This window comes from Pacificimonas pallii, from assembly GCF_019204005.1.
GTDB classification, from domain to species: Bacteria; Pseudomonadota; Alphaproteobacteria; order Sphingomonadales; family Sphingomonadaceae; genus Pacificimonas; species Pacificimonas pallii.
Window position 1 is genome coordinate 61,984 of the sequence record NZ_JAGSPA010000005.1, and the last position, 21,519, is coordinate 83,502.

The following is a 21,519-nucleotide window of genomic DNA, read 5'->3' on the forward strand; positions in this document are numbered from 1 at the left end:
AACGTCATGCATAAACCTGAAGATAGATCTCAAGACGAAGATGGGTTCACCCTCGTCGAACTGATGGTGGTGATTGCCATCCTTGGCCTTTTGACGACCTTTGTCGTCCTGAATGTCCTTCCTGCCCAGGGTGTGGCGGAGCGCGAAAAGGCGCGCGCCGACATCGCCGTCATCGAGCAGGCGCTGCAGATGTACCGCATCGACAATCGCAGCTTCCCGTCCACCGCGGACGGCCTCGCGGCGCTGCAACAGGCCCCGGCCGGACTGGCACGTCCGGAGCGCTACCGCGCCGGCGGCTATGTGCAGCGGCTGCCCACCGATCCGTGGGGAAATGCCTATCTTTACCAGTTCCCGGGCCAGCGCGGGCAGGTGGACATCTTCTCCTACGGTGCGGACGGCGTTCCCGGCGGGGAGGATGAAAATGCCGATATTGGCAATTGGCAGGGATAAAAGCATGCCGCTTTCCGCTCGCCAGACCGGCTTTACGCTTGTCGAACTGATGGTGGTGTTGGCCATTGTCGGCGTGGCGAGCGCTGCCGTTGTCATGACCATTCCCGGTGACGAGGTCCGTGCCCGCGAAGAGGCGGAGCGTCTCGGCTCGCGCCTGATCGCCGCGCGGGACCGGGCGCTGTTTTCCGGCCGGGACACTGCCGCCGTGATGTCCGCCGAGGGCTACCGGTTCGAGGAACGGGTCAATGGCGCCTGGCGGCAAATCCAGGAAAAACCGCTGGCACCCGCTTCCTGGGAAAGCGGCGTGGGCGTGGGACTGGCACAAGGCGAAGTCGAGCGCGTCCGCTTCGATGCGGTCGGTCTGTCCGAGGGGACGGCACTCGCACTCACAGGCGGCGCCGAACGCTATATTGTCAACATATCCACCGCCGGGGACGTCACCATCGATGCGCGCCGCTGAGACTGGATTCAGCCTGGTCGAGGTCATGGTGGCGCTCGGCATCTTATCGCTCGCGATGATGGCGCTGCTGCGCCTGAACGGTGCAAGTGCGAGTACCGCGGTCGCCGCCGAGCGCGCCGCGCTTGCCGATATCGCCGCCGAAAATGCGATGGTGGAGGCGATGCTCCTGCCGCGTGCGCCCGCCTTTGGAACGAGCACGGCGACGATTTTCAATGCCGGGCAGAACTGGACCGTTACGACCGAAGCGGAACGGCTTGGCGACGGTCTGATCCGTCTCCGGGTCGATGTCGCTGATGGAAACGGCGTCGCCGCATCTCTACAGGGCATGCGGAGCGCCGGATGATGCGCCGCAACGAGGTCAGCAGGGAACAGGGTTTCACTTTGGTCGAGACGCTGGTCGCGCTATTCGTATTCGCACTTGTCGTCGGCGCCAGCACATTTGTTTTCGGGCAGACCGTGAGAGCCAGTCAGGGCATCGAGGCGGCGTCGAAAGAGGTGCAGGCGCTGCAACGCACCCGCGCCGCGCTGCGCGCCGACCTGCTTCAGATGGTTGCCCGTCCATCGCGCGACGAAAATGGCGATGCGCGCGCCATTCTTGCGGGCGGTGACAATGCCGAGGTGCTGCTCGCCTTCGTGCGCCGCGGGCCGGACGACCAGGAACGCGCCGGACGCCCGTCGATGCAATATGTCGAATGGCAGCTGACAGGGCGGGGTCTTGAACGGCGGACAGCACCTTTTGTCGACGGCGTCGCCGCGGAAACGCCTGCGCTGCTTTTTCCCGGTGCCAGACGTGCCAAAGTGGAATTCAACGTCAAAGGCGCTTGGAGCGACCGTGTCCCGCGTACCTTGCCGAGCGGCACATATGTGCAGGCAATTCGCCTGACGCTCGATCATCCGCGCTTTGGTCCCACGCAGCAGCTGTTCATGACCGGCCTTCCCTCGTGATGCGGGTGACGACTTCGGAATGCGGCATGGCGCTGATCAGTGTCCTGCTGCTGGTGGCCGTGATGGGGACGCTGACGGCGGCGACGCTGGAAGTCATGAACCGCTCCGTCGCCATGGCCAGCAATGGGCGCAGTGCCATGCAGGCGCGGCATCACATGCGTGCGATGGAGCATCTGGCCTCGGCACGGCTTGTCGACCTGACGGCGCAATATCCGGATCGTCTGACGCTCGCCGGTGGCTGGGCGGACACGCCGATTGTCGTTCCGACGGACGATGGCAGCGTCGCGGTCACGCTATCCGATGGCTCGCACTGCTTCAACGTCAATGCAGTCGTTGGCGCGGCGCAGGGGGGAGTCAGGAATACCGACCCTCACGGCCTTGAGCACTTCATCGGCCTTGCGCGCGCCACCGGGATTCGCGAACGCACCGCCCGCAATCTCGCTTTCGCCCTTGCCGATTTCATCGACAGCGATACGGTTCCGCAAAGCGGCGGCGGAGAGGACGAGGAATATCGCGGCGGTGATGTCTCCTATCGAACGGGAAACGTGCTCATTTCGGATATTGGCGAGCTGGCGGCGATCAAGGGCATGACGCCCGATATTTTGGCACGCCTTTCGCCTTATCTGTGCGCGATGCCGCATAGCGATATGGTGAGGGTCAACGTCAATACCCTCGCCGAATCGGACGCACCGCTTATCGCCATGCTCGCTCCGGGACAGCTCACGCCGCGGCGGGCACGGCAGGCGATCGCGGCTCGCCCTGCCGCGGGCTGGGCGGATATTGCGGCGTTCTGGGCAGTGCCTTCAATGTCGGGAATTTCCGCGGCTTCGAGCGCACAGCGGAGCCTGGATGTGAAAAGCGATCTTTTCCTTATGGGTATGGTCGTGGACGATGCCGGCTCGATCCATGAATCCCGCAGCCTGCTGCGCATAAAGGCGGGCCGCGCGACGGTGATCGAGCGACATTGGGGTGACGCTTTATGAGCGGGCGCATCCTGATTTTCCTGCCGCTCAGCGAAGACGGGCCCGCGGAATGGATTCGCGTGGCTGCGGACGACGATATTCTTGACAGCGATAGCCTTTATATCGGCGAGCAGCTGGTCAATTCGGGCGATGATCCTGTCATCGCCGTCATTCCTGGCGAAGCCGCCACGGCAAGCTGGACCGAACTGGAGGGCGCGACGTCGGCGCAGCAACATGCCGCCGCGCGATACCGCATTGCCGATGCGCTGGCGCTGCCGCAGCACCAGGCGCATATCGCCGTGGCCGATGGTGCGGATGAAGACGGACGCCATCTCGCGGTCGCGGTTGATAGCCGGGCGATGTCGGCATGGCTTGCGCGGCTTGCGGCGCACGGTGTCGACCCCGATGCCGTGATCCCGGATCACGTCCTGCTGCCTGCCGCCGAGCAGCTTCGCATGTATGAAATTGCGTCAAATCGTCTTGCCGTACGCGCCCATGCGAAGGCGTTCACCGCCGAACCCGGTCTTGTGCAGCTGATTCTCGGCGAGACGCACGTTCCGGAAGCGGCTGATCCGGCCACGACGCGCGGGGCCATGGCCGCCGGAAGCGCGGCCCCGATCATCAATCTGCGAAGCGGCCTCTTTGCAAAGGCTGGCCAGCGGCGGCTCGAAGCGAGGGGCAGGCGGATGATCCTGTGGGCGCTTGCGATCCCGCTCCTGCTTCTGTCTGTCGCGATCGTCCATCTGATACGTACGGACGCGAAGGCGGATGCGATCGCACAGGAAAACGAACAGCTGGCATTGAATGCCGTGCCACCGGGAACCGACCGGGCCGATGCCATCCATATCCTTCTGGCAGGCGAGACAGGACAAAGTCATCCGCGCAGCCTGACGGCGACCAGTGACGCGCTCTTTCAGGCCGTGCGGCTTGTGCCGGGCGCGCGCATAGACACATTGCAATGGGACAATGGACGCCTGAGCGCGCAGCTTTTTCTGCTCCGGGGCAGTTCGGCAGAGGCCATGCGGCCAACGCTTGAAAGCGGTGGCTATGTGCTGGTGTCAGGCGCGGTGCAGCCTGTGCCCGGCGGTTTGCAGACGGGTGTGGAAGTGGCGTTTCAATGAGGAAACAATGGCACCGCAGATGGATGGGATATAGCGTTCGTGAACGGGCGCTGATCTGCCTTCTGGCGCTGACCCTGCTGCTTGCGCTGATCTGGTATGGCATTGTGCAGCCTCTTTCGCGCGCACAGGCTGCCGCCGATGCGCGCCTTTCCGCGGCCATTGATACGCGCCTGGCCGTTCTTGCGGCGCAAAGTGCGGGCACGCCGGCGGATCATATCGGTCTTGGACCGTCCGAACTGCTGGCCCTGGCGGAGGCGGACGGCATGGCTGCGACCATAACCGGCGGAGGCGAGGGCGCGACTGAGATGCGGATTGACGCCGTGCGTCCTGATATCGCCTTTGGCTGGGCCGCTCGACTGGAGCAGGAGCAGGGCGTGAAGATCACGAACGCCGCTGTTACGCGCAACGAGCGCGGAACTGTCAGTCTCGCCGTGACGGTTGCGCGCTAATGTCCGTGTCACTGGCGTCATTGATGGCCAATCCGGGCGTGCAGCGCGCGGGGGTGTTCTTGCTTCTACTGGCCTTGTCCCTGACCATTTTCGCGCCGGCCGGTCTGCTCATCAGCCGCGCAAGTGAGCAGCAGCCGGTCTGGGTCCGAAGTGTCGACGGTACGATCTGGAGCGGCACCGCCCATGATCTGCATGTGGGCAACATCGCCATGGGCAATACGCAGTTTCACAGTGGAATTGCCGGAATGCTGACAGGCAGCCCGAAGGTGGTGCTGAACTCGATGCCGGGCGCGCCGCTTTCCTTCCGTGCAGATATTGCTGACGGGGGCAATGTGCTCGATTTTGACGTGAAGGGAGACGTTCAGGCGCTCGGTCTACCGGTGCCTTTCGCGGGAACCATCAGCGTCACCGAAGGGCGGGTCGTCATGGCAGGGAATATCTGCGCGTCCGCTTCAGGAGATGTCACCGCAAGCATCGACTTTCCGGATGTCGGGACGCAGCCGTTGACGGGGGCCGCCGAATGTCGATCAGGCGATCTGGTGATGCGTCTGAGCCCGGCTCCGGGATCAGACGCATCCGATTTCATCGTCAATTTGACGAATCGCACGTTCCAGTAGGTCAGCGCTGCGCGTACTGCATCGCCGGAAGGCGGACATTCGCAATCTGATGCGCGGAAACAACGCGACCGTCGGACAGGACGAGATCAATGTCGTCTGCCTGCAGAACCTGCTGATACAGCAGGGCTGCTGCGTCGGCACGTCCGGTCACCGCATATACCTGCGCCCTATTGAGAAGATGCGCGGGGTCATCGGACAGTTCGCCGGCACTCTCATGAAGCTGCTGCTCCGCCATTCGCCAATCGCCTGCCATCATCGCCGAGAAGGCCAATTGATCCTTTTCGTATCCGATTTCTTCACCAGCCGTCGCACCACCTGCGCCGACGGCCAGAATTGCTGCTGCCAAGATGATTTTCATCATAGTTCTCCCAGTCTGTTGACTAGCACATTACACTTTTATGACATCCATTGCAACATAAATGTAACATTTAAGGGAATGCGACAGGCTTATGGCGCGCTGTCATACGTTTCGCATCAGTAACGTTATGAAACTTTAAGAGTCCGGTCGCGGCGGTGTCATGACGCCAGCCCATACACGTTCGTGCATTCAGCAAAACGAAGGGATCAGATCATGACCGAAGCATCAATTTCCATTGGACGGCGCGGACTATTGAAGGGCGCCGGCGGCGTTGCGGCGACCGCAATGCTGGCAGCACCGCTCAGCATGTTGTTCGCGCAAAATGCGCGTGCCGCTGAAACGATCGGCACCAGCCCGTACGGCCCGCTTTTCCCGACTCGCGATCTTGAGACCGGTTTGAACCTGCTGCAACTGCCGCGCGGTTTCAGCTACCGCTCGATGAGCTGGCGCGGTGACATGATGACCAACGGTCAGCCTGTGCATCCAGGCCATGACGGCATGGGCTGCGTCGCCATTGGCAGCGGTCGTAGCCAGCGGCTGGTGCTCATCCGCAATCACGAGTTGCGTGCTGTGGAAGGCTATGGCCTCCTCGACGCACCGGGTGCTTATGACACCAATGTGCGCGGCGGCTCTTCGGTGCCGAACTCGGGAGGGAACTCCAACATCGTACTGTCGCGCGGGCGTTATCTTGAAACGCAGCCTTCGCTTGGCGGCACGGTTCGTAACTGCGCAGGCGGCACGACGCCGTGGGGCACATGGCTCAGCTGCGAAGAAACGCTCGACGTCAATTCGAATGGCGGCATCAAGCATGGCTACGTCTTTGAAGTGGGTACCGACCCCAACCAGACGACGGGCAACCCGATCATCGAAATGGGCCGCTTCCCGCATGAGGCAGTCGCTGTCGATCCGGTCACCGGTTTTGTTTACGAAACGGAAGACGTCCGCAATCGTTCGGGGCTTTACCGCTTCGAACCGACCGACGCATCCGGCCGTCAGGGCAGCCTGGAGCAGGGCGGCAAGCTCTACATGGCCAAAGTTGTCGGTGTGGACGGCAAGCTGCTGCTGACGCCGAGCCTTGGCGACGCCTATACTCTGGAATGGGTCGAGGTCGAAGAGCCCGATGCCGATGGCGCGGAAGTCACGATCAGCGAAGGCGAAATCAGCTATACGGACTTCGCCTCCGGACCGTTTGTTCAGGGTTACCTGAAGGGCGGCCTGGTCATGAGCCGCGGTGAGGGTGCATGGACCGGCCCCGACGGCATCATCTATTTCGTCGATACGAGCGCTGGTTTCTCGGGCGATCGTCCAGGCCGCGGCGAGGGTGCCGTCTGGGCATATGACCCGCGTTCCGAGCGCATTGAGTGCATCTACGCGTCGGAATCGAAACTTGCCGGCAACAACCCCGACAACATCACGGTCAGCCCACGCGGCGGTATCCTGCTGTGCGAAGATGGCGGCGGTGTCGAGGATGAGTTCGGCTTTGGCGAGCGTCTTCTCGGTCTCCTCCCGAACGGACAGGCTTATCCCTTCGCGAAGAACAACATCCAGCTGACCACGGCCGACATTGCCGGTGCGGGTAAGTCAACGATGCTGATCGGCGAAGGCGATTATCGCCGTCAGGAATGGGCCGGTGCCTGCTTCGATCCGACAGGCCGCATTCTGTTCGTGAATAACCAGACGCCCGGCATCACGTTCGCCATCTCCGGGCCATGGCAGCGCGGCACGCTCTAGGGGCCGTACCTTCGATCATTTGTGCGGCCTGGGTGCCCTCTCTCAATGGGCACCGGGCCGCACATACAGTTCACAGTCAAATTTCTCGCGAGAAGGACTTAATCATGAAACCAGCTACACTAACCGCCGCCGCCATCATCTTTGGCGCTGTCGCGGCAGCCACTCCGGCTCATGCCGTCATCGTCGCAGCGACGACGAACGGCAACAGCGTCGACACATCGAACAGCGGCCCGGGCCTCCTGGCTGCCGACGTGGATTTCTCCGCATTCGCAAACGGCCTGTCGACGGTTTCGCTCGACGTCACACTTGAAACCGCGGATCTTGGCGACAGCCTGTCGTTCGACGGCATCATGGGCAATCTCTCAGGTCTCTTTAACCTGACCGGGTTCAGCCTGGTGCTCGACGGCACGACATTCAACGCACTCGGTTCGGTAGTGCCGACCTTTTCTGTCGGCGAAACGGTAACCGGCGGCGCCGGTGATACGCGTATCGATATCGCCTTTGGCGAGGGCGGCGAGCCCTTCGGTGTCGAGCTTGGTGATGTTGGCTTCGGCGGCCAGGACTTCGGCATCGACATCGCAAATCTTGGCGCGGGCGACATGTTCTCCCTCACCCTGCTTGCGGAAGTCGACGCGCCGTCGCCGTTCCTCCTGCTTGGTCTCGGCCTTTTCGGTGTCGCCGCCATGCGCATCTGGAACACCGGTTCGGGTGCGGTCTGACCAGTCACCGAAGGCGCGCACGATCGCGGCGCGCCTTTGACGCGAAACGCAAAGTCCAGTGCCCCCTGTCTCCCTGCATCCTGTCTTTGGCAGGCGCTGCAAAGGCAGGGGGTTACTTTTATGAGCTGTCAGCCGACCCGGAATATGACGCAAACTGGTTCAGCGCCGTTCTGGCCAGGGGAACAACCCCGCATGCCTGCCGTCCAGGTCAAATGGCCATCGGTATCGCCGCGATCGTCATCTTCTGCCTCAATCAAAAAGTCATGAGGGTAGTCATCCGGTCGGTTGTTAAGGTATCCCGAGGATCAAGAAGGTTAAAAAAACGAACGCGGTTAAGACCAGGCAGGCGGATAGCCAGCGCCAGTGGCCCATACCCGTCCACATTCCCGCAAAGCTCCGGCCCAGCTCAATGCGATCGCCGCGCTCGCGTGCAATACGAAGCGAATAAATCGCCGCGCCGGAAAGGGACAAACCCGTCATTGCCAGGCCGAACAGGAACCATGGCACTTTTGTCCAATAGTCGCCGAAATACCCGAAATGCAAAGGATCGGCCATTTCACTGATCCGCTGGTGGAGGCTGAGGGCGCGTCCATCGGTGGTCAGCATCACTTCGCCGCTGCGCGCGTCGACCCAGACCGCATTGGCACGCGGGCGTACCAGAACCGCTTTTGCATCTCCGTGAAGCTGGAGCATGGGATTGTCGATACTGGGCAGGATCGCCCGCTTGGCACGAAGCTCTCGATTGGCGGCGAGCGCGGCGGCAAAGGCTTTGGTGAGATCGGCAGGCGGCGCGCCAGCGGCGGTCAAACCTTCCGGCTCGACATGCGGATGTGATTGCGCCTCGCCTCCGAGGCTTTCGACGAAATACCACATGCTCGTCAGGGCAATGAGCGCCACGAACCAAAGCGACCATATACCGGCCAGTCGATGGAAATCTCCCCACCAGGTACGCGCATCGCGCCGACGCAGCGGCTTCGCGAAACCGCGCCACCATTTCTTGTAAACGACGAAGGAGGTCGTGAGCGTGATAAATAGCAGGAAGGCGAGAGACGTGACGATTGGAACGCCGATCCAGACCGGAAGATTGAGATGTCTATGCATGTTGCGCAGAACACGCTGCGCACCCATCCAGGGCCCGGTCCCTTGAATTTTTCCGGTAGTGGGATGCGCATGGAGGAAGAAGATATCGCCCGCCGGGTCCTTAACCGTGACCTTCGCGGCAAAGGCCGATGCGGTCGGCGCCTCAATGGCAGTGGCCCTGGCAACGCCGGGATATTCCGCCGCGTTCGCGGCAATTTCGGCCCAGGCGACAGGGCCCGCCACGCTTGATGGCAGAACGCGCAGGCTGGGCTGCAACACCCAGTCGATTTCCGCACTCACAACTGCCAACGTCCCCGTGAACAGGATAAAGGTCATGAACAGGCTGAGCTTGAGTCCGGCCCATTGGTGAACCCTCCACCATAAGCGTGCGGCCTTTGGCGCGGGCTTCACACGGACCTGCCCGCCGCTGCCGGTGGCCCGCGCCATTTCCATCAGAACCTGTATGCCACCTCAAGAAAGGCCGAACGCGGTTCCCCCGGGAAGTGGCCGGTCCGGGCGATAAACCCGGACGAGGCGTAGGTTTTGTCGAACAGGTTATCGACCCGCAGCAATGCGCGAAACGGCCCGGTTTCGTAAATCAGCGAAGCATCGAATACCATGTACGGCCTGACTGGCTGCCCGCTGATACTGACCCGTTCGGACACATAATCGCCGCCCATCGCAACCGCCAATCCGATGTCCGGGAACTGATAGCGGGTCCAGAAGCCGAACTGGTGCGCGGGCGCGTTGGCGAACCGGTCGCCGACAGCATTGGAGAAGCCGCCGCCCGCATTGTCTTCGGTGATGCGCGTATCATTATATCCATAGGCGGCGGTTATGACCCAGTCGGGTGTGATATCCGCCGCAATATCGAACTCGATGCCCTTGCTCGTGATTTCTCCGATCGCCACGCGATCATCGATCCCGTCGCCGCCCACATCGCCGCGGGGATTGGCCTGGAGAATGTTCGACCGCCTTAGCCGGTACGCCGAAAGCGAAGACTGGACGCGCCCATCGAAGAGTGCGGACTTGATCCCCGCCTCGTAGATATCGCCGCTCGTCGGCGCGAAGGGGCCGCCTGCCAGCGGATTCTGCGAAGCCGGGCGCTGCGGTTCGAAACTGGTGGCATATTGCCCGAAGGCGGAGATATCGTCGGTGACGCGATAGACCACCCCGCCGCGATACGTCGTCTCGCTCCCTTCGAAGACCGCGCCATTGGCATTGTCGTGGAAATCGTCGCGCCTGATGCCGCCTACGAGGATGAGCCGCCCGATGGTAATCTCGTCGAGAAGATAGACGCCGGTACGCTCGCTTTTGGTGACCGAGAGGCGGAACGGGATCTGATTGTAGGTCGCCGGGTCGGACCGGCCATATTGGGGATCGAACAGACCGAGCGGATTCGGCAGGCCGGGGGTGGCCACGGTGGTTCCGCGTAGCGAGCGCCCTTTGAAAAGGCTGTCGCCGACAAAGTGATCGGCACCGATCAGGAGGCGGTTGCCGATCCCGTCGGAGAGGGTGCCCGACCAGATGAGATTGCCACCGAATGACCAGGTCTCCTGAGTCCGCAGCTGATCGCGGAATTCGCGGATGCTGCTGTCGATCGTGCCATCGCCATCCGCATCGAACAGGCCGCGCGGTTCGTGGTAGTTCTGCACTTCGCGGGCATCGTTGTAGCGCGCGGTGGCATCAATGCTGATCCCGTCGAACGGCGCCGCTTCCAAGCGAAACTGGAAGACGTCGGACGTGAGGTTGAGGAAATCGGAAGGCTCGTTGTGGTTCCACCGCCGCGAAGTGAGGAAATTGCCTTCGTCATCGACCGGCACGCCGCGCATGCGGTTCGCGTCCAGCTCCTGATCGTAGCGCGTGGCCTGGATATCAATGCGAACCGGACCGGAATCCATCGCAAGGCCAGTATCCGCAATCAATGTGCGCGAGGCGGAATTGAAACGGAACGTTCCCCTGTCCTCGTAGAAGATGCCGCCCCTGGCGCCAAAGCCACGGCCGAATGGTGCATTGATCTCCGCCGATCCGCCGAAACGATCTTCGGTCCCGGCGATACCCTTAATTTCTGCCGAGAACGCATCGGCATTGGATTTCTTGGTCACATAATTGAACAGTCCGCCCGGCGCGCCTGCACCGTATAGCATTCCGCTCGGCCCCTTTAGGAACTCGACCCGCTCGACATTGAACAATTGCGGGACCGAAAAGCCGGCATAGGGATCGCCACGTAGCCCATCGTAGAAATTCTCTTCTTGCCGAAAACCGCGTGCGGTAACGCCAGCATAGCTGAAGACGCTAACGCCGGATATGTTGCGATAGAGATCCTGCGCGTCACGCGCGCCTTGATCTTCGATCAATTGTTTCGTGATGGTGGTGACCACCAGGCTCGATTCCAGAGGCGGCGTGTCGAGCTTTCCGACGGAAACCTCCTCTGCCCGGTATAGCTTTTGAGCACGTCCGGTAACCACGATAGTTCCGTCGTCGATAGGCTGCGCCTCAGTCGTTTCGCTTTGCCGCGCGCGCCGATCATCGTCCTGCGCGGCCGAGGGCGAGTCCAGCAGGGCCGCGGCGGCTATGATGACAATATACGAGACCCTCATGACGTCCTTTCTGCGAATCATTCGCAGTTCGGCTAGGGGATCAGTTCCGCCTCGTCAATGATAATGATAATGATTCGTATTAACAAAAAATCAGCAATCCCGTCGCCATCGCTGCTGAGGCATTCGCCTCCCGCCGCCGCGCCCGCTTTCGGTGCGCGCTTATCGGATAACGGACTGTCAGCTTTTCAACCTTTTTTGAAAGCGTTGAGGGCGCGGCAAGACATGAAAAGCGGTCTTACACCGGCGTGGCGAACTACAAGGTTGCCAATCGGAAGAGCGGGGAAGGTGTGGCGCGCCCGACAGGATTCGAACCTGTGGCCCCCAGATTAGGAATCTGGTGCTCTATCCGACTGAGCTACGGGCGCACGCCTTACGCTACTCACCGTGCGTTTGGCGCGGCGTCAAGCGTCGGATTGCTGCTTGACGGGGAAAAGCAGCGGTATTGCCGGAACGCCTTCTTCGCGAAGCGCCTTTGCATCTTCGGGGCGGGTTTCGCCGTAGATCGGGCGGGCGTCCTGCTCGCCATAGTGCATGGCGCGGGCTTCGTCCGCGAACTTGTCGCCAACATAGTCACTTTGCGCCACGGCGTCTGCCTGCGCTTTCGCCATTTTCTGTAGCATCACCTTCGCCGTCTCGATATCGGTGGGTTGACCAGCCGCGGGGGAAGGAGGGGGCGGGGATAGAGATGCGCTTCCGCCGCCCATCGCGGCTGTGACATCCGCCATATGACCGTCCGTGCGGTCGCCTTCCCGTGCGCCAGCTTCGCGCGCATCCGCCGACTTCCCGCCGATCGCCATCAGGCTCGGTAGGCGCTCGACGGTGCCGACATTGCAAATGGGGCAGCATACCAGCCCGCGTTGCTGCTGCGCCTCGAAATCATCCGCGCTTCCGAACCACGCTTCGAAGACATGGTTGCCACCGCATTTCAGGTCATAAACGATCATAGGCGGGCAATATGGGTGCGATGGTCGCGTGAGGGAAGACGGCGGCGAACATCGCCGATGCGGGTCAGGTCGATGTCGCAGAGGGCGCTTCCTGCGGCTGTACCCATGTCGAGCAGGATTTCGCCCCAGGGGTCGATGACCAGGCTGTGGCCATAAGTGGCGCGGCCATCCTCATGCGCACCGGTCTGCGCGGCAGCGACAACGAACGCGGTCGATTCCACGGCGCGGGCGCGGGCGAGCAGGTGCCAATGCGCTGTTCCTGTTGGACGCGTGAAGGCAGCGGGAATAGTGATTAATTCCGCGCCCGCTTCGCTAAGGACATCATATAGCCGCGGGAAGCGGATATCGTAACATATGGAAAGCCCGAGCCGCCCGGCGGGCGTATCGGCAACCACGGCGCGGTCACCTGCCCTGTAGGCCTTCGATTCCATCCAGCGCTCGCCCTCGCCAAGATCGACATCGAACAAATGGATCTTGTCATAGCGCGCGGCGATATTGCCCTCCGCGTCGATCAGGAAGCTGCGATTGGCAAGGCGGCCATCATCGTCTTTCCCGGCATCTGACGGCGCAACGGCAAGCGAGCCTATCGCGACCCAGACGCCATGCGCGCGTGCCGCGCGGCGCACGGCGGCGAGCACGGCATCATCCTCTTCGCTTCTTATCCGCGCCATCATGCGTGCCCGATCGCGATCGAGCAGGCCCGACATCTCGGGTGTGAACACGATCTCCGCACCCTGAAGGGCGAGTTTGGCAATCGCACGGACCATTGTGTCGGCGTTGTCCGACGGGTCGATCCCGCTGGTCATCTGGACGATACCGAGGCGAGTCATCCCGCGAGAAGCGCGTCCAGCTTTCCGCTATTTTCAAGCGCGGCGAGGTCGTCGGATCCGCCAACATAGGTATCGCCAATGAAAATCTGCGGTACGGTCGTGCTCCCATTGGCCCGTTCAAGCATTTCCTGCCGCTTCGGCCCGCCCATGGAGATATCGATCTCGTTGAATGCCGCGCCCTTTTTCTCCAGCAATGTTTTCGCGCGCGTACAATAGGGGCATAGGAATTTCGTATAGATGTCGATTTGGGGCAAAACATGTTTCCTGTCGTATTTCATCATGCTGATTCAGGCATCCGCCAGCGCCGCACGCGCATAGACTAGCACATCGATCCGGGCCGCGCCCGCTTTTCTAAGTGCCCTGCAGGCTGCTTCCGCCGTGGCACCGGTCGTCATCACATCGTCGATCAGGATGACGCGGCTGCCATCCCTTAAGCGCTTGGGCGCGGCAAAGGCTCCCTGCGCGGCACGGAATCGCGCTGCGCGGCTAAGACCGGCGGTCGAACGTGTCGGTTTTGTTCGGATCAGCGTGTCGATGCCAAGCGGAACACCGCTGCGCCGGGAGAGCGCGCGGGCAATGAGACCAGCTTGGTTATACCCCCGCTTGGCCAGCCGCGCCCGGTCGAGCGGGACCGGCACGATCAGGTCGGTATCGGGTCTGACATGGCGCTGCAAAGCCTCCGCAATCAAACGGGAAAGATGCGTTCTTCCGCCATGTTTCAGGCCAAGAAGGACTGGTACCGCGGCGCCTTCGTAGCGCATGGCCGCGCGCGCATGGTCATAAGGGCGCGTTGCGCCCGCGCACTCACCGCAAATCACGCCATCTGAAAATTCACCGGCAAAAGGCAATCCGCATGTCGCGCACATGGGGTCGGTGATGAAGCCCAGCGTTTCCCAGCACTCCGCACAGAAACGGTCGGCGCTATCGACGATCTCACGGCAACCGGGACAACGCGGCGGCAGGATCAGATCAAGGACCGTCGCCGCGGCGCGCTTCATATGTGATCCGAGCTGCTGCATGCCGCCATCTTATCGCGCCTGCGGATAAATCCTATATGCGCGCATCATGATAACACCTGATCCCGCTGCACAGGCGTCCATCGCCGAACCGTTCGACCGCGCTGCCCGCAGGGCGGCGCGAAACCGCTGCGCTGGCGACTTCGCCGATTTTGCGTTTCTGAAACACCATATGGCCGGGGATCTCGCCGCGCGTGCCGCGGGGTTTGAGCGCCGATGGTCACGCGTGCTCGACCTTGGCGCGCATGATGGCAGTGCATCGGCGATGGTACCGTCGGAAGAAACGATCCGCTGCGACTGCGCCGCAGGATTTTCGCCGCAGGTCATTTGCGACGAGGATCGGCTGCCCTTCGCTGCGGCGCAGTTTGATCTGGTCCTTTCCGCCGGCAGCCTCAACGGTGTCAACGATCTGCCGGGCGCGCTTGTCCAGATACGCCAGTGCCTGCGCCCTGACGGTATCTTCCTTGCCAGTTTCGTCGGCGGTGCTTCGCTCGCGGACCAGCGGCAGGCGCTTATTGCGGCCGACCTTGCCGCCAGCGACGGCGCATCTCCGCGCCTGCATCCGATGATCGACGGGCGAGAGGCGCCATCCTTGCTGCAGCGCGCCGGCTTTGCCGACCCCGTCGTCGATATTGCGGAGACCGTGGTGCATTACCGTGATCCGCTGGCCATGCGGCGCGATCTGCGCGGTATGGGCGAAGGAAATTATTTGCGCGCCCGCGCACGCCGCCCGATCGGCCGAACCCGATTGAAGGCCATGACGGAGCACCTCGAAACGCTGCGCGATGATACCGGACGGATCGCCGCCCATCTTGAGATTGTGACGATGACGGGGCGCGTGCCTGCGAAGGGTTAAGCCTAAATAAGCGCGTCGAGAACGCCGATCAGCGGACGGTCGGCCGGCGGCATATCCAGGCTGAAAAGCTGCGGGGTGTGTACCCACTTTAACGCCTGCCCCTCGCGTCCTTTCGCGCTTCCCGTCCATTTGCGACACGCGAACAGCAGCAGGATCAGGTGGAAGGCCGCATAGCTGTGGCTGGCAAAACCGGTCGGGGCAAGGCAGGATTCATGGGTATCGATCCCCAGTTCCTCGGCAAGCTCGCGGATCAGCGCCGCCTCCGGCGTCTCACCTGCCTCCACTTTTCCGCCTGGGAACTCCCACGTTCCGGCAAGGTGCTTGCCGGGAAGGCGTTTCGTTACCAGCACGCGGCCATCACGATCGATCAGGGCGGCGGCGCTTACGAAGACCGTAGGTAGGGGGCTATCGGGATCTGACATTGCTCATACTTAACGCGCCGCGCACTGCGGGCGCAAAATCTTTGTTAATGTTTTTTATCTATCTGAGGACATTGGACGAGCCGGAGTCTCCGCAAATATGATCTGCAAGATAATTCATAGGATTCGTCGTAATGACGACGGAGCCACGGCGATCGAGTACGGTCTGCTGGCGGCACTCATCGCGGTCGCTGCGCTTGGCGGGTTTCAGGCTTTCGGCACCAGCCTGACCAACATGTGGGGAAAAGTCAGCTCAACATCCCAGGATGTGATGTCATAGTGAATTAACGTGTGCTGACCGATAGTTCTTCCGAGTATTATAAGATTATGAACATGAAATTCACCATTTGGTTTAATTAATTTTCAAGACGTGATGAATATAAGATTGGTCACTGACCCATAAAAAGGACGGGGCCAGAGTTTTAAGGTACGTACCGATAATAGGAGATTAGTTATGTCGTTCATTCGGAAATTTCGTCGTGATGAGGACGGCGCGACGGCCATCGAATATGGCCTGATCGCTGCTCTGATCGCAGTTGCTGCCATTTCTGCGATGCAAGGCCTCGGCGACTCGGTTGGTAACACGATGACCAAAGCATCGACTTCGATGGATGACGCTCTCTAGGAGAGCGTTCCGCAAAGCAGCCTGCCTTCGGGCAGCGAAAAGGGGCGTCCGGGAAACCGGGCGCCCTCTTTTCTTTCTGGTGAACAGCCGACGATGGCATCATCCATCGCGAACCGTTCGCCAAATTATCCGTTGACGACGATTTTCACCTGCTGACCGGCACGTAGCGTCTGGCCATCGTCAAGGTCGTTCAAAACCCGGAAGCGCTCGACCTTATAATCGTCAAACGCCATGCGACGGGCGAGGCCAGAGACAGTGTCGCCGCGTTTCACGGTGACGACATCTATTATTTTCGGCCTCAGCCGAGCGGCCTCAGCAGTCGATAGCTTGCGAAAGCTCTGCGACGTGCTCCTGACGATATTCGCATCGTCCACATTGGCCGGACTGATGAACACGAAATGATAGGCGCTGTCGGCGTCGAACTTATACCCCACGACCGTCAGATCGACCTGACCGCCCTGTGCGGACACCCGCGCCTGGCGTGTGGCCGCCGACATGCCGTTGATCGTTGATGTCCGCGTATCGGAGAATTGCGCATTCGCCCGTGCATTTCCCAAAATGCCATTTATGACCTGATCGACATGGTTTGATATGCTCCCGCCGCTTTGAAGCCGACCACCCGAGAACTGTATCTGCGTTTTCGAATTGCCGCTGGTCGCGGTCACCGCGCGGGCGCTGTTGTTGAGATAATATCCGTCTGGCACACGGAAGCCGAGGCGCAGCTGCGGATGGGCAAAACTATGCTTGTCGACATAACCCTGCGAGGGGGAATCGCCGTACAGCATGCCGTCAATGGAGGACATGAAACGTTCGGTGTGCTGGCTTTGCGCGCCCCGCTGAAGACCGGTCTCCGACGCCTTTCGGTCCGCCCGTTTGACGCGATCGGATGACAGGGGATGCGAGCGGGCCCACGCCGGAACCTGCGCAGCCTCGTCACGGCCCCGGATACGCGCGTCGAGCGCGGACTGGTCGCCAAGCGCGTCGAGCACGTCGGCGGATTCATAGGGGTCATAGCCGGCCGCGGCCATGTAGCGAATGCCCAGATCGTCGGATTCATATTCCTGATCGCGTGAATATTTCAGCGTTGTCACCTGCGCGATCTGTGTCGCGGCCTGCGCAACCTGGCCGGACCCCGTCAGGATCCCCAGGCCGATGGCGGCAAGATTGCTGAAAAGCGCGCGGTTCTGTCGCCGCTTCGAGTGCTCCGCCGCGACATGCCCGATCTCATGGCCAAGCACCGAGGCGAGTTGCGCCTCGTTCTCCATGATCGAAAGGAGACCGCGTGTCACATATGTATAGCAGCCTGGAATGGCGAAAGCATTGACGACCTGACTGTCGAGCAGGGTAACGGTGCATTCCTGACCCGTCGCCGTCAGGCCCGAGGCGATCGCAACCTCTTTACCAACCCGTTCGACCATCGCTGAACCCGGCCCGTTATAGGCGCCGCCAAATTCCGCCAGAATCTGCTCATGTGCCTGGGCGCCCTGCTGCCGCTCGGACGCAGAGACCTGCCGCGGATTTGCCGGATCGAACGATCCCACGCAGCCGGCAATGGCGAGCGAAGATGCGGCAACCAGAGCGACGATTTTGAGGTGACGGATAGCCATTTGCTGTTCTCCCAAAGACATTCTTCCTCAGGTCAACAGGTTCGCGCCGTTCCGGGTTCCTTCAACTGGATTTTTCACCCGCCCAGTCGGCTATATCGGCGGCAAGCCGGTTTGCCGCGCGGCCAAGGGCGCTGGCGATTGCCGGGCCGGTCTCGCTGCTGACGGGTTCCGTCGCCTCGAACCGGCGCGTGCCGAGCAGGCCGTCATTCGCGCTGGTCAGCACCGCGTCGTAGCGCACACGAACGACGCGCTCCGCCGAAACATCGAGGCCGAACTCCATCAGCTTGCCGGACAGGCGCGCCGCCGGAACGACATCAATGTTTCGCTCATCCATCGCCGGGCGGCCGGACCGCGCCTCGAACGTGTCGGCGAGCACGCGCTGAAAGAGAATATTGGGCTGTTCGACCCAGCTGGCGAGGTCGAGGTACTGAAGCTCGTTCTGGGCCGTCTGCACGGGAATGCGTGTCGTGCGCAGCGCCCCCGGCACATCGGGCCGAACGATCAGAAGCGGAGCACCGGAGGTGCCTTCGGGCGCCGTCGCCGTTGCCGCCAGCGTCAGCAGGCTGGCCGCTGGCGGCGCGTTGCCCCCGACCTGCACCAGCGGGCCGCACGCAGCGAGCATCAGGATCGCTGCGGACATATTGACGAGGTTCAGGCGCATTATCGACTCTCCTCAGGAATATAGGTCGGCAGCGTCCGGCCGCCGATCAGTGCGCCCGCCGGATCCTCATCGAGTTTTGCCGCAATGGCACCGATCGAAGACGAGGCCACGCGAAGATCGCGCACCAGAAGATTTACTTCCGGCAGGGTGTGCGTATTGACCTGATCCATCGTCAGGTTCGCCGTGGCGGCAGCGCTTTCGATCCCGGTCAATGCGGTATCGGCGCGGGCCAGCGTTTCGTTCAGCTTCGCGAGCATGGGCCGCCCCTCATCGTCCAGCAGGCGATTGGTGGTGCCCGCGAGCAGTGCGATCTGATCGGCGGCGCGCGACATACCTGCAACCGCGCGGCGGGCCTCGGTCACGGTCTCGGCAATATCGCCTTCGCGAGAAGCGACCGCACCGGTAACTGTTTCCGCGTTCGCCAGAATGCCGCTGATGGATTCGAGATTCTCATCGCTGAGGACGAGGGCGAGCCTTTCGGTGAGTGAGGACACCCGTTCGAGCAGCTGCGGCGCTGCATTCAGGAGACTGTCGAGCGTGCCAGGCGCTGTGGGAATGACCGGTGCCCCGAACGGCCCTTCCTCGCTGATCGGCGGCGCGCCCTTGATCGCCCCTTCCAAGGACACGATGGCGACGCCGGTAAATCCGACAGAAGACAGGGTGGCCGTCGTCCCCTCAAGCACGGGAGTCTCGCTGCTAACGGAAATGCGTACACGCACGAACTCCGGCGAATTCGGCATGATCGCGATCTGCTTTACGCTGCCGACGGGAACGCCGGAATAGTTCACGGCGCTGCCCTGCGCCAGGCCGCTGACAGACTGGAAGAAGACGTCATATTCCTGCTCGCCGCCGGTATCGACGCGCGCGATCCACAAAATGAAGCCGAACAGGGCGATGAACAGCATGAGCGCCACGGCACCCACGAGAACATGACTGGATTTGGTTTCCATTATGTGCCTGCCAGCTTTCTGTTTTCCCGGTCGCCCGCCATGGCACTACGTCCGCGCGGCCCCCGGAAATAGTCCTGTATCCATGGATGGTCGATTTCAAGCAGTTCCTTGATGGGCGCCGCAGCCAGCACCCTACGGTCCGCGAGGACGGCGACACGGTCGCAGATCGTGTAGAGCGTGTCGAGATCGTGCGTGATGAGAAAGACCGTCAGCCCGAGCGCATCGCGCAGTTCGAGGATCAGATGGTCGAACGCCGCCGCGCCGATGGGATCAAGACCCGCTGTCGGCTCGTCGAGGAACAGCAATCGCGGGTCGAGCGAAAGCGCCCGGGCAAGAGCGGCGCGTTTCCGCATGCCGCCCGAGAGTTCGCTGGGATATTTTGGCCCTGCCTCCGGCCCCAGGCCCGCCAGTCCAAGCTTGTAACCGGCGATCTCGTCCATCAACTCGGTCGTCATGCTATGGAACTCGCGTAGCGGAACCTGCACATTCTCCGCGACCGTCAATGTCGAGAACAACGCGCCGTTCTGGAAGAGCACGCCGAACCGGCGGCGAACCTCCAGCTCCTCCTTTTCCGCAAGACCGGTGATCGGTTTTCCAAAGATACTGATTTTCCCGGCGGCGAATTCCTGCAGGCCCAGGATCGAGCGCATCAGGACGGTCTTGCCGGTACCGGAACCGCCGACGACGCCGATAATCTCGCCCCGGTTCACCGACAGGTCAAGATCCTCGTGAACGATCTGGCTGCCAAACTGATTTCGCAGACCCTCGACCTGAATGATCGGGCCGCGCTGGTCGTCCTTGATCACGCTCATGCCCAGCCCAGCGCCGTGAAGAATATGGCGAAAAAGGCGTCGAGAACGATGACGAGGAAGATCGACTGCACCACCGCGGCTGTCGTTTTCTCCCCAACGGCCTCGGCGCTGCCCTCCACCTGCATGCCGTGGAAACAGCCTGTGACGGCGATGATGATGCCGAATACCGGGGCCTTGATCAGGCCGACCAGCACGTCGGTAAGGGGCACGACCTCCTGCAGGCGCAGGATGAATATGGCGGGCGGAATGCCGAGCTGCAACCAGCTGATAAGGGTGCCGCCGACAATGGCCATGATGGCCCCGTAAAAGGCCAGCAGCGGCATCGCGATGGTCGTGGCGATCAGGCGCGGAATCACGAGCACTTCAATGGGCGGCATGCCAATGGTGCGCATGGCATCGACTTCCTCCGCCAGCTTCATCGAGCCGATCTGCGCGGCAAACGCGCTGCCCGAACGGCCCGCTACCATGATGGCGGTCATCAGCACGCCGAGTTCACGGAAGGTGATGCGGCCGACGAGGTTGATGACAAAAACCTCCGCGCCGAACTGGCGCAGCTGCACGGCGCCCTGCTGCGCGATAACGATGCCGACAAGGAAGCTCATCAGGCCGACAATGCCGAGCGCGGACACGCCGACGACCTCGGCCTGCCGCAGGATCGCCAGCCAGCGCAGGCGTCTGGGGTGCATGAGCGCGCGGACAAGCGCGAGCATGGTGAGCCCGAGAAAAGCGAGGAACGTGCCGAACTGGTAAATACCGCCCTCTACCCACGCGCCGATCCGTGCGAGCAGATGGAAATGCCGTTTCCTGATCGGATGACGGATGGTCGTCATCTGGTTCGCCTTGCCGACCTGCGCCATCAAGGCTTCGATGCGCGGCGTCAGACCGGTCAGCTCGGTAATGAAGCCCTGCTCGGTGCGATGTTCGACCAGGCGGTAGAGCACCCACGCACCGGTGGTATCGACGCGTTTCATACCGCCGAGATCAAGCGTCAGCGGGACGGGATCGTCCTCCATTTCCCGCAGCCGCGGCGAAATATCCTCGATCACGCGCACCGTCAGCCGTCCGTGAAGGGTCAGGCGTCGGCCCTCCTCGGTCCTTTCGTCGTGGATCGTGGCCGTTTCCATGACTCAGGCGTTTAGCGGGACGCCGGTCGTTACACTAGGGGCTGCGCGCGCACCATCTGTCGGCGCGCCGTGCGGCATGAAGTTGCCGAAGGTGCCGCAGTCCATGATATCGTGACATTGGCATCGGATCTGGGTCTGATGGGGCTGAGAAGGAGCGGGCAGGCTGGGGCCGCCGCCATTCTA

The 21,519-nt window shown here is 61.8% G+C and carries 26 protein-coding genes and 1 tRNA gene; 13 read left to right on the forward strand and 14 right to left on the reverse strand.

Annotated elements, in window-relative coordinates; translation table 11 throughout:
- Positions 1-6: 6 nt before the first annotated feature.
- Genes gspG through gspN form a run of 8 tightly spaced genes read left to right on the forward strand, consistent with a single transcriptional unit; the run spans position 7 to position 5,004 of the window.
- The gene (gspG, locus tag KCG44_RS13580) at positions 7-450 is read left to right on the forward strand and encodes a type II secretion system major pseudopilin GspG (RefSeq protein ID WP_218446659.1); all 444 of its coding nucleotides are present in this window, start codon (positions 7-9) and stop codon (positions 448-450) included.
- Positions 451-454: 4 nt separating this feature from the next.
- The gene (locus KCG44_RS13585) at positions 455-910 is read left to right on the forward strand and encodes a GspH/FimT family pseudopilin (protein WP_218446660.1); all 456 of its coding nucleotides are present in this window, start codon (positions 455-457) and stop codon (positions 908-910) included.
- Positions 897-1,253 carry a type II secretion system minor pseudopilin GspI gene (gspI, locus tag KCG44_RS13590; RefSeq protein WP_218446661.1) on the forward strand — a complete coding sequence of 119 codons (357 nt, stop codon included), beginning with the start codon at positions 897-899 and terminating at the stop codon, positions 1,251-1,253. Before KCG44_RS13585 ends, gspI begins: the two co-directional genes overlap by 14 nt.
- Positions 1,250-1,855, forward strand: coding sequence for a type II secretion system minor pseudopilin GspJ (gene gspJ, locus KCG44_RS13595; RefSeq protein ID WP_218446662.1), 606 nt, complete (start codon positions 1,250-1,252; stop codon positions 1,853-1,855). The genes gspI and gspJ overlap by 4 nt, the downstream gene beginning before the upstream one ends.
- 26 nt (positions 1,856-1,881) lie before the next feature.
- A complete protein-coding gene (gene gspK / locus KCG44_RS13600; RefSeq protein WP_218446663.1) occupies positions 1,882-2,838 on the forward strand; it encodes a type II secretion system minor pseudopilin GspK in 957 nt (318 codons plus the stop codon).
- Positions 2,835-3,938, forward strand: coding sequence for a type II secretion system protein GspL (gspL, locus tag KCG44_RS13605; protein ID WP_218446664.1), 1,104 nt, complete (start codon positions 2,835-2,837; stop codon positions 3,936-3,938). Before gspK ends, gspL begins: the two co-directional genes overlap by 4 nt.
- Positions 3,935-4,387 (forward strand): type II secretion system protein M, encoded by a 453-nt coding sequence (locus KCG44_RS13610; RefSeq protein ID WP_255536586.1) that lies wholly within the window; start codon positions 3,935-3,937, stop codon positions 4,385-4,387. The genes gspL and KCG44_RS13610 overlap by 4 nt, the downstream gene beginning before the upstream one ends.
- Positions 4,387-5,004, forward strand: coding sequence for a type II secretion system protein N (gene gspN / locus KCG44_RS13615; RefSeq protein ID WP_218446666.1), 618 nt, complete (start codon positions 4,387-4,389; stop codon positions 5,002-5,004). Before KCG44_RS13610 ends, gspN begins: the two co-directional genes overlap by 1 nt.
- A gap of 1 nt (position 5,005) precedes the next feature.
- Here gspN and KCG44_RS13620 read toward each other — a convergent pair whose 3' ends face one another.
- Positions 5,006-5,350, reverse strand: a complete 345-nt coding sequence (locus tag KCG44_RS13620; RefSeq protein WP_218446667.1) for a hypothetical protein — start codon at positions 5,348-5,350, stop codon at positions 5,006-5,008.
- 225 nt (positions 5,351-5,575) lie between these two features.
- Here KCG44_RS13620 and KCG44_RS13625 point away from each other — a divergent pair, with 225 nt between their 5' ends.
- Both KCG44_RS13625 and KCG44_RS13630 read left to right on the forward strand, forming a co-directional pair.
- Positions 5,576-7,093: a PhoX family protein gene (locus tag KCG44_RS13625; RefSeq protein WP_218446668.1), complete on the forward strand. Its 1,518-nt coding sequence runs from the start codon at positions 5,576-5,578 to the stop codon at positions 7,091-7,093.
- Positions 7,094-7,197: 104 nt separating this feature from the next.
- Positions 7,198-7,812, forward strand: a complete 615-nt coding sequence (locus KCG44_RS13630; RefSeq protein ID WP_218446669.1) for a hypothetical protein — start codon at positions 7,198-7,200, stop codon at positions 7,810-7,812.
- A 288-nt stretch (positions 7,813-8,100) separates the two neighbouring features.
- Here KCG44_RS13630 and KCG44_RS13635 read toward each other — a convergent pair whose 3' ends face one another.
- From KCG44_RS13635 to KCG44_RS13665, 7 genes are all read right to left on the reverse strand, one after another.
- Positions 8,101-9,345 carry a PepSY-associated TM helix domain-containing protein gene (locus KCG44_RS13635; RefSeq protein ID WP_218446670.1) on the reverse strand — a complete coding sequence of 415 codons (1,245 nt, stop codon included), beginning with the start codon at positions 9,343-9,345 and terminating at the stop codon, positions 8,101-8,103.
- Complete coding sequence (locus KCG44_RS13640; RefSeq protein WP_218446671.1) at positions 9,345-11,492, reverse strand: TonB-dependent siderophore receptor; 2,148 nt, start codon at positions 11,490-11,492, stop codon at positions 9,345-9,347. Before KCG44_RS13640 ends, KCG44_RS13635 begins: the two co-directional genes overlap by 1 nt.
- A gap of 288 nt (positions 11,493-11,780) precedes the next feature.
- Positions 11,781-11,857, reverse strand: a tRNA-Arg gene (locus KCG44_RS13645).
- 36 nt (positions 11,858-11,893) lie between these two features.
- The gene (locus KCG44_RS13650; protein ID WP_218446672.1) at positions 11,894-12,436 is read right to left on the reverse strand and encodes a DUF1178 family protein; all 543 of its coding nucleotides are present in this window, start codon (positions 12,434-12,436) and stop codon (positions 11,894-11,896) included.
- Positions 12,433-13,266 carry a carbon-nitrogen hydrolase family protein gene (locus KCG44_RS13655; RefSeq protein WP_218446673.1) on the reverse strand — a complete coding sequence of 278 codons (834 nt, stop codon included), beginning with the start codon at positions 13,264-13,266 and terminating at the stop codon, positions 12,433-12,435. The genes KCG44_RS13650 and KCG44_RS13655 overlap by 4 nt, the downstream gene beginning before the upstream one ends.
- Complete coding sequence (grxC, locus tag KCG44_RS13660) at positions 13,263-13,520, reverse strand: glutaredoxin 3 (protein ID WP_255536587.1); 258 nt, start codon at positions 13,518-13,520, stop codon at positions 13,263-13,265. Before grxC ends, KCG44_RS13655 begins: the two co-directional genes overlap by 4 nt.
- Positions 13,521-13,553: 33 nt before the next feature.
- Complete coding sequence (locus KCG44_RS13665; RefSeq protein ID WP_218446674.1) at positions 13,554-14,285, reverse strand: ComF family protein; 732 nt, start codon at positions 14,283-14,285, stop codon at positions 13,554-13,556.
- Positions 14,286-14,331: 46 nt separating this feature from the next.
- On the opposite strand from KCG44_RS13665, the gene KCG44_RS13670 reads away from it, so the two are divergent.
- Positions 14,332-15,138 (forward strand): methyltransferase domain-containing protein, encoded by an 807-nt coding sequence (locus tag KCG44_RS13670; protein WP_218446675.1) that lies wholly within the window; start codon positions 14,332-14,334, stop codon positions 15,136-15,138.
- Between the two features lie 2 nt (positions 15,139-15,140).
- Here the strand turns inward: KCG44_RS13670 and KCG44_RS13675 are convergent, their stop codons facing one another.
- On the reverse strand, positions 15,141-15,560 hold the full coding sequence (locus KCG44_RS13675) for a (deoxy)nucleoside triphosphate pyrophosphohydrolase (RefSeq protein WP_218446676.1): 420 nt from the start codon (positions 15,558-15,560) through the stop codon (positions 15,141-15,143).
- A gap of 97 nt (positions 15,561-15,657) precedes the next feature.
- Here KCG44_RS13675 and KCG44_RS13680 point away from each other — a divergent pair, with 97 nt between their 5' ends.
- Both KCG44_RS13680 and KCG44_RS13685 read left to right on the forward strand, forming a co-directional pair.
- Positions 15,658-15,837: a Flp family type IVb pilin gene (locus KCG44_RS13680; RefSeq protein WP_218446677.1), complete on the forward strand. Its 180-nt coding sequence runs from the start codon at positions 15,658-15,660 to the stop codon at positions 15,835-15,837.
- A gap of 174 nt (positions 15,838-16,011) precedes the next feature.
- Positions 16,012-16,182 (forward strand): Flp family type IVb pilin, encoded by a 171-nt coding sequence (locus tag KCG44_RS13685; protein ID WP_218446678.1) that lies wholly within the window; start codon positions 16,012-16,014, stop codon positions 16,180-16,182.
- A 125-nt stretch (positions 16,183-16,307) separates the two neighbouring features.
- On the opposite strand, the gene KCG44_RS13690 is transcribed toward KCG44_RS13685, so the two are convergent.
- The 5 genes from KCG44_RS13690 to KCG44_RS13710 form a co-directional block, all read right to left on the reverse strand.
- A complete protein-coding gene (locus tag KCG44_RS13690) occupies positions 16,308-17,789 on the reverse strand; it encodes a M48 family metalloprotease (protein WP_218446679.1) in 1,482 nt (493 codons plus the stop codon).
- 61 nt (positions 17,790-17,850) lie between these two features.
- On the reverse strand, positions 17,851-18,450 hold the full coding sequence (locus KCG44_RS13695; RefSeq protein ID WP_218446680.1) for an ABC-type transport auxiliary lipoprotein family protein: 600 nt from the start codon (positions 18,448-18,450) through the stop codon (positions 17,851-17,853).
- Positions 18,450-19,400 (reverse strand): MlaD family protein, encoded by a 951-nt coding sequence (locus tag KCG44_RS13700; RefSeq protein WP_218446681.1) that lies wholly within the window; start codon positions 19,398-19,400, stop codon positions 18,450-18,452. Before KCG44_RS13700 ends, KCG44_RS13695 begins: the two co-directional genes overlap by 1 nt.
- Positions 19,400-20,212 carry an ABC transporter ATP-binding protein gene (locus KCG44_RS13705; RefSeq protein ID WP_218446682.1) on the reverse strand — a complete coding sequence of 271 codons (813 nt, stop codon included), beginning with the start codon at positions 20,210-20,212 and terminating at the stop codon, positions 19,400-19,402. Before KCG44_RS13705 ends, KCG44_RS13700 begins: the two co-directional genes overlap by 1 nt.
- Positions 20,209-21,336 (reverse strand): ABC transporter permease, encoded by a 1,128-nt coding sequence (locus tag KCG44_RS13710; RefSeq protein WP_218446683.1) that lies wholly within the window; start codon positions 21,334-21,336, stop codon positions 20,209-20,211. Before KCG44_RS13710 ends, KCG44_RS13705 begins: the two co-directional genes overlap by 4 nt.
- Positions 21,337-21,519 lie beyond the last annotated feature (183 nt).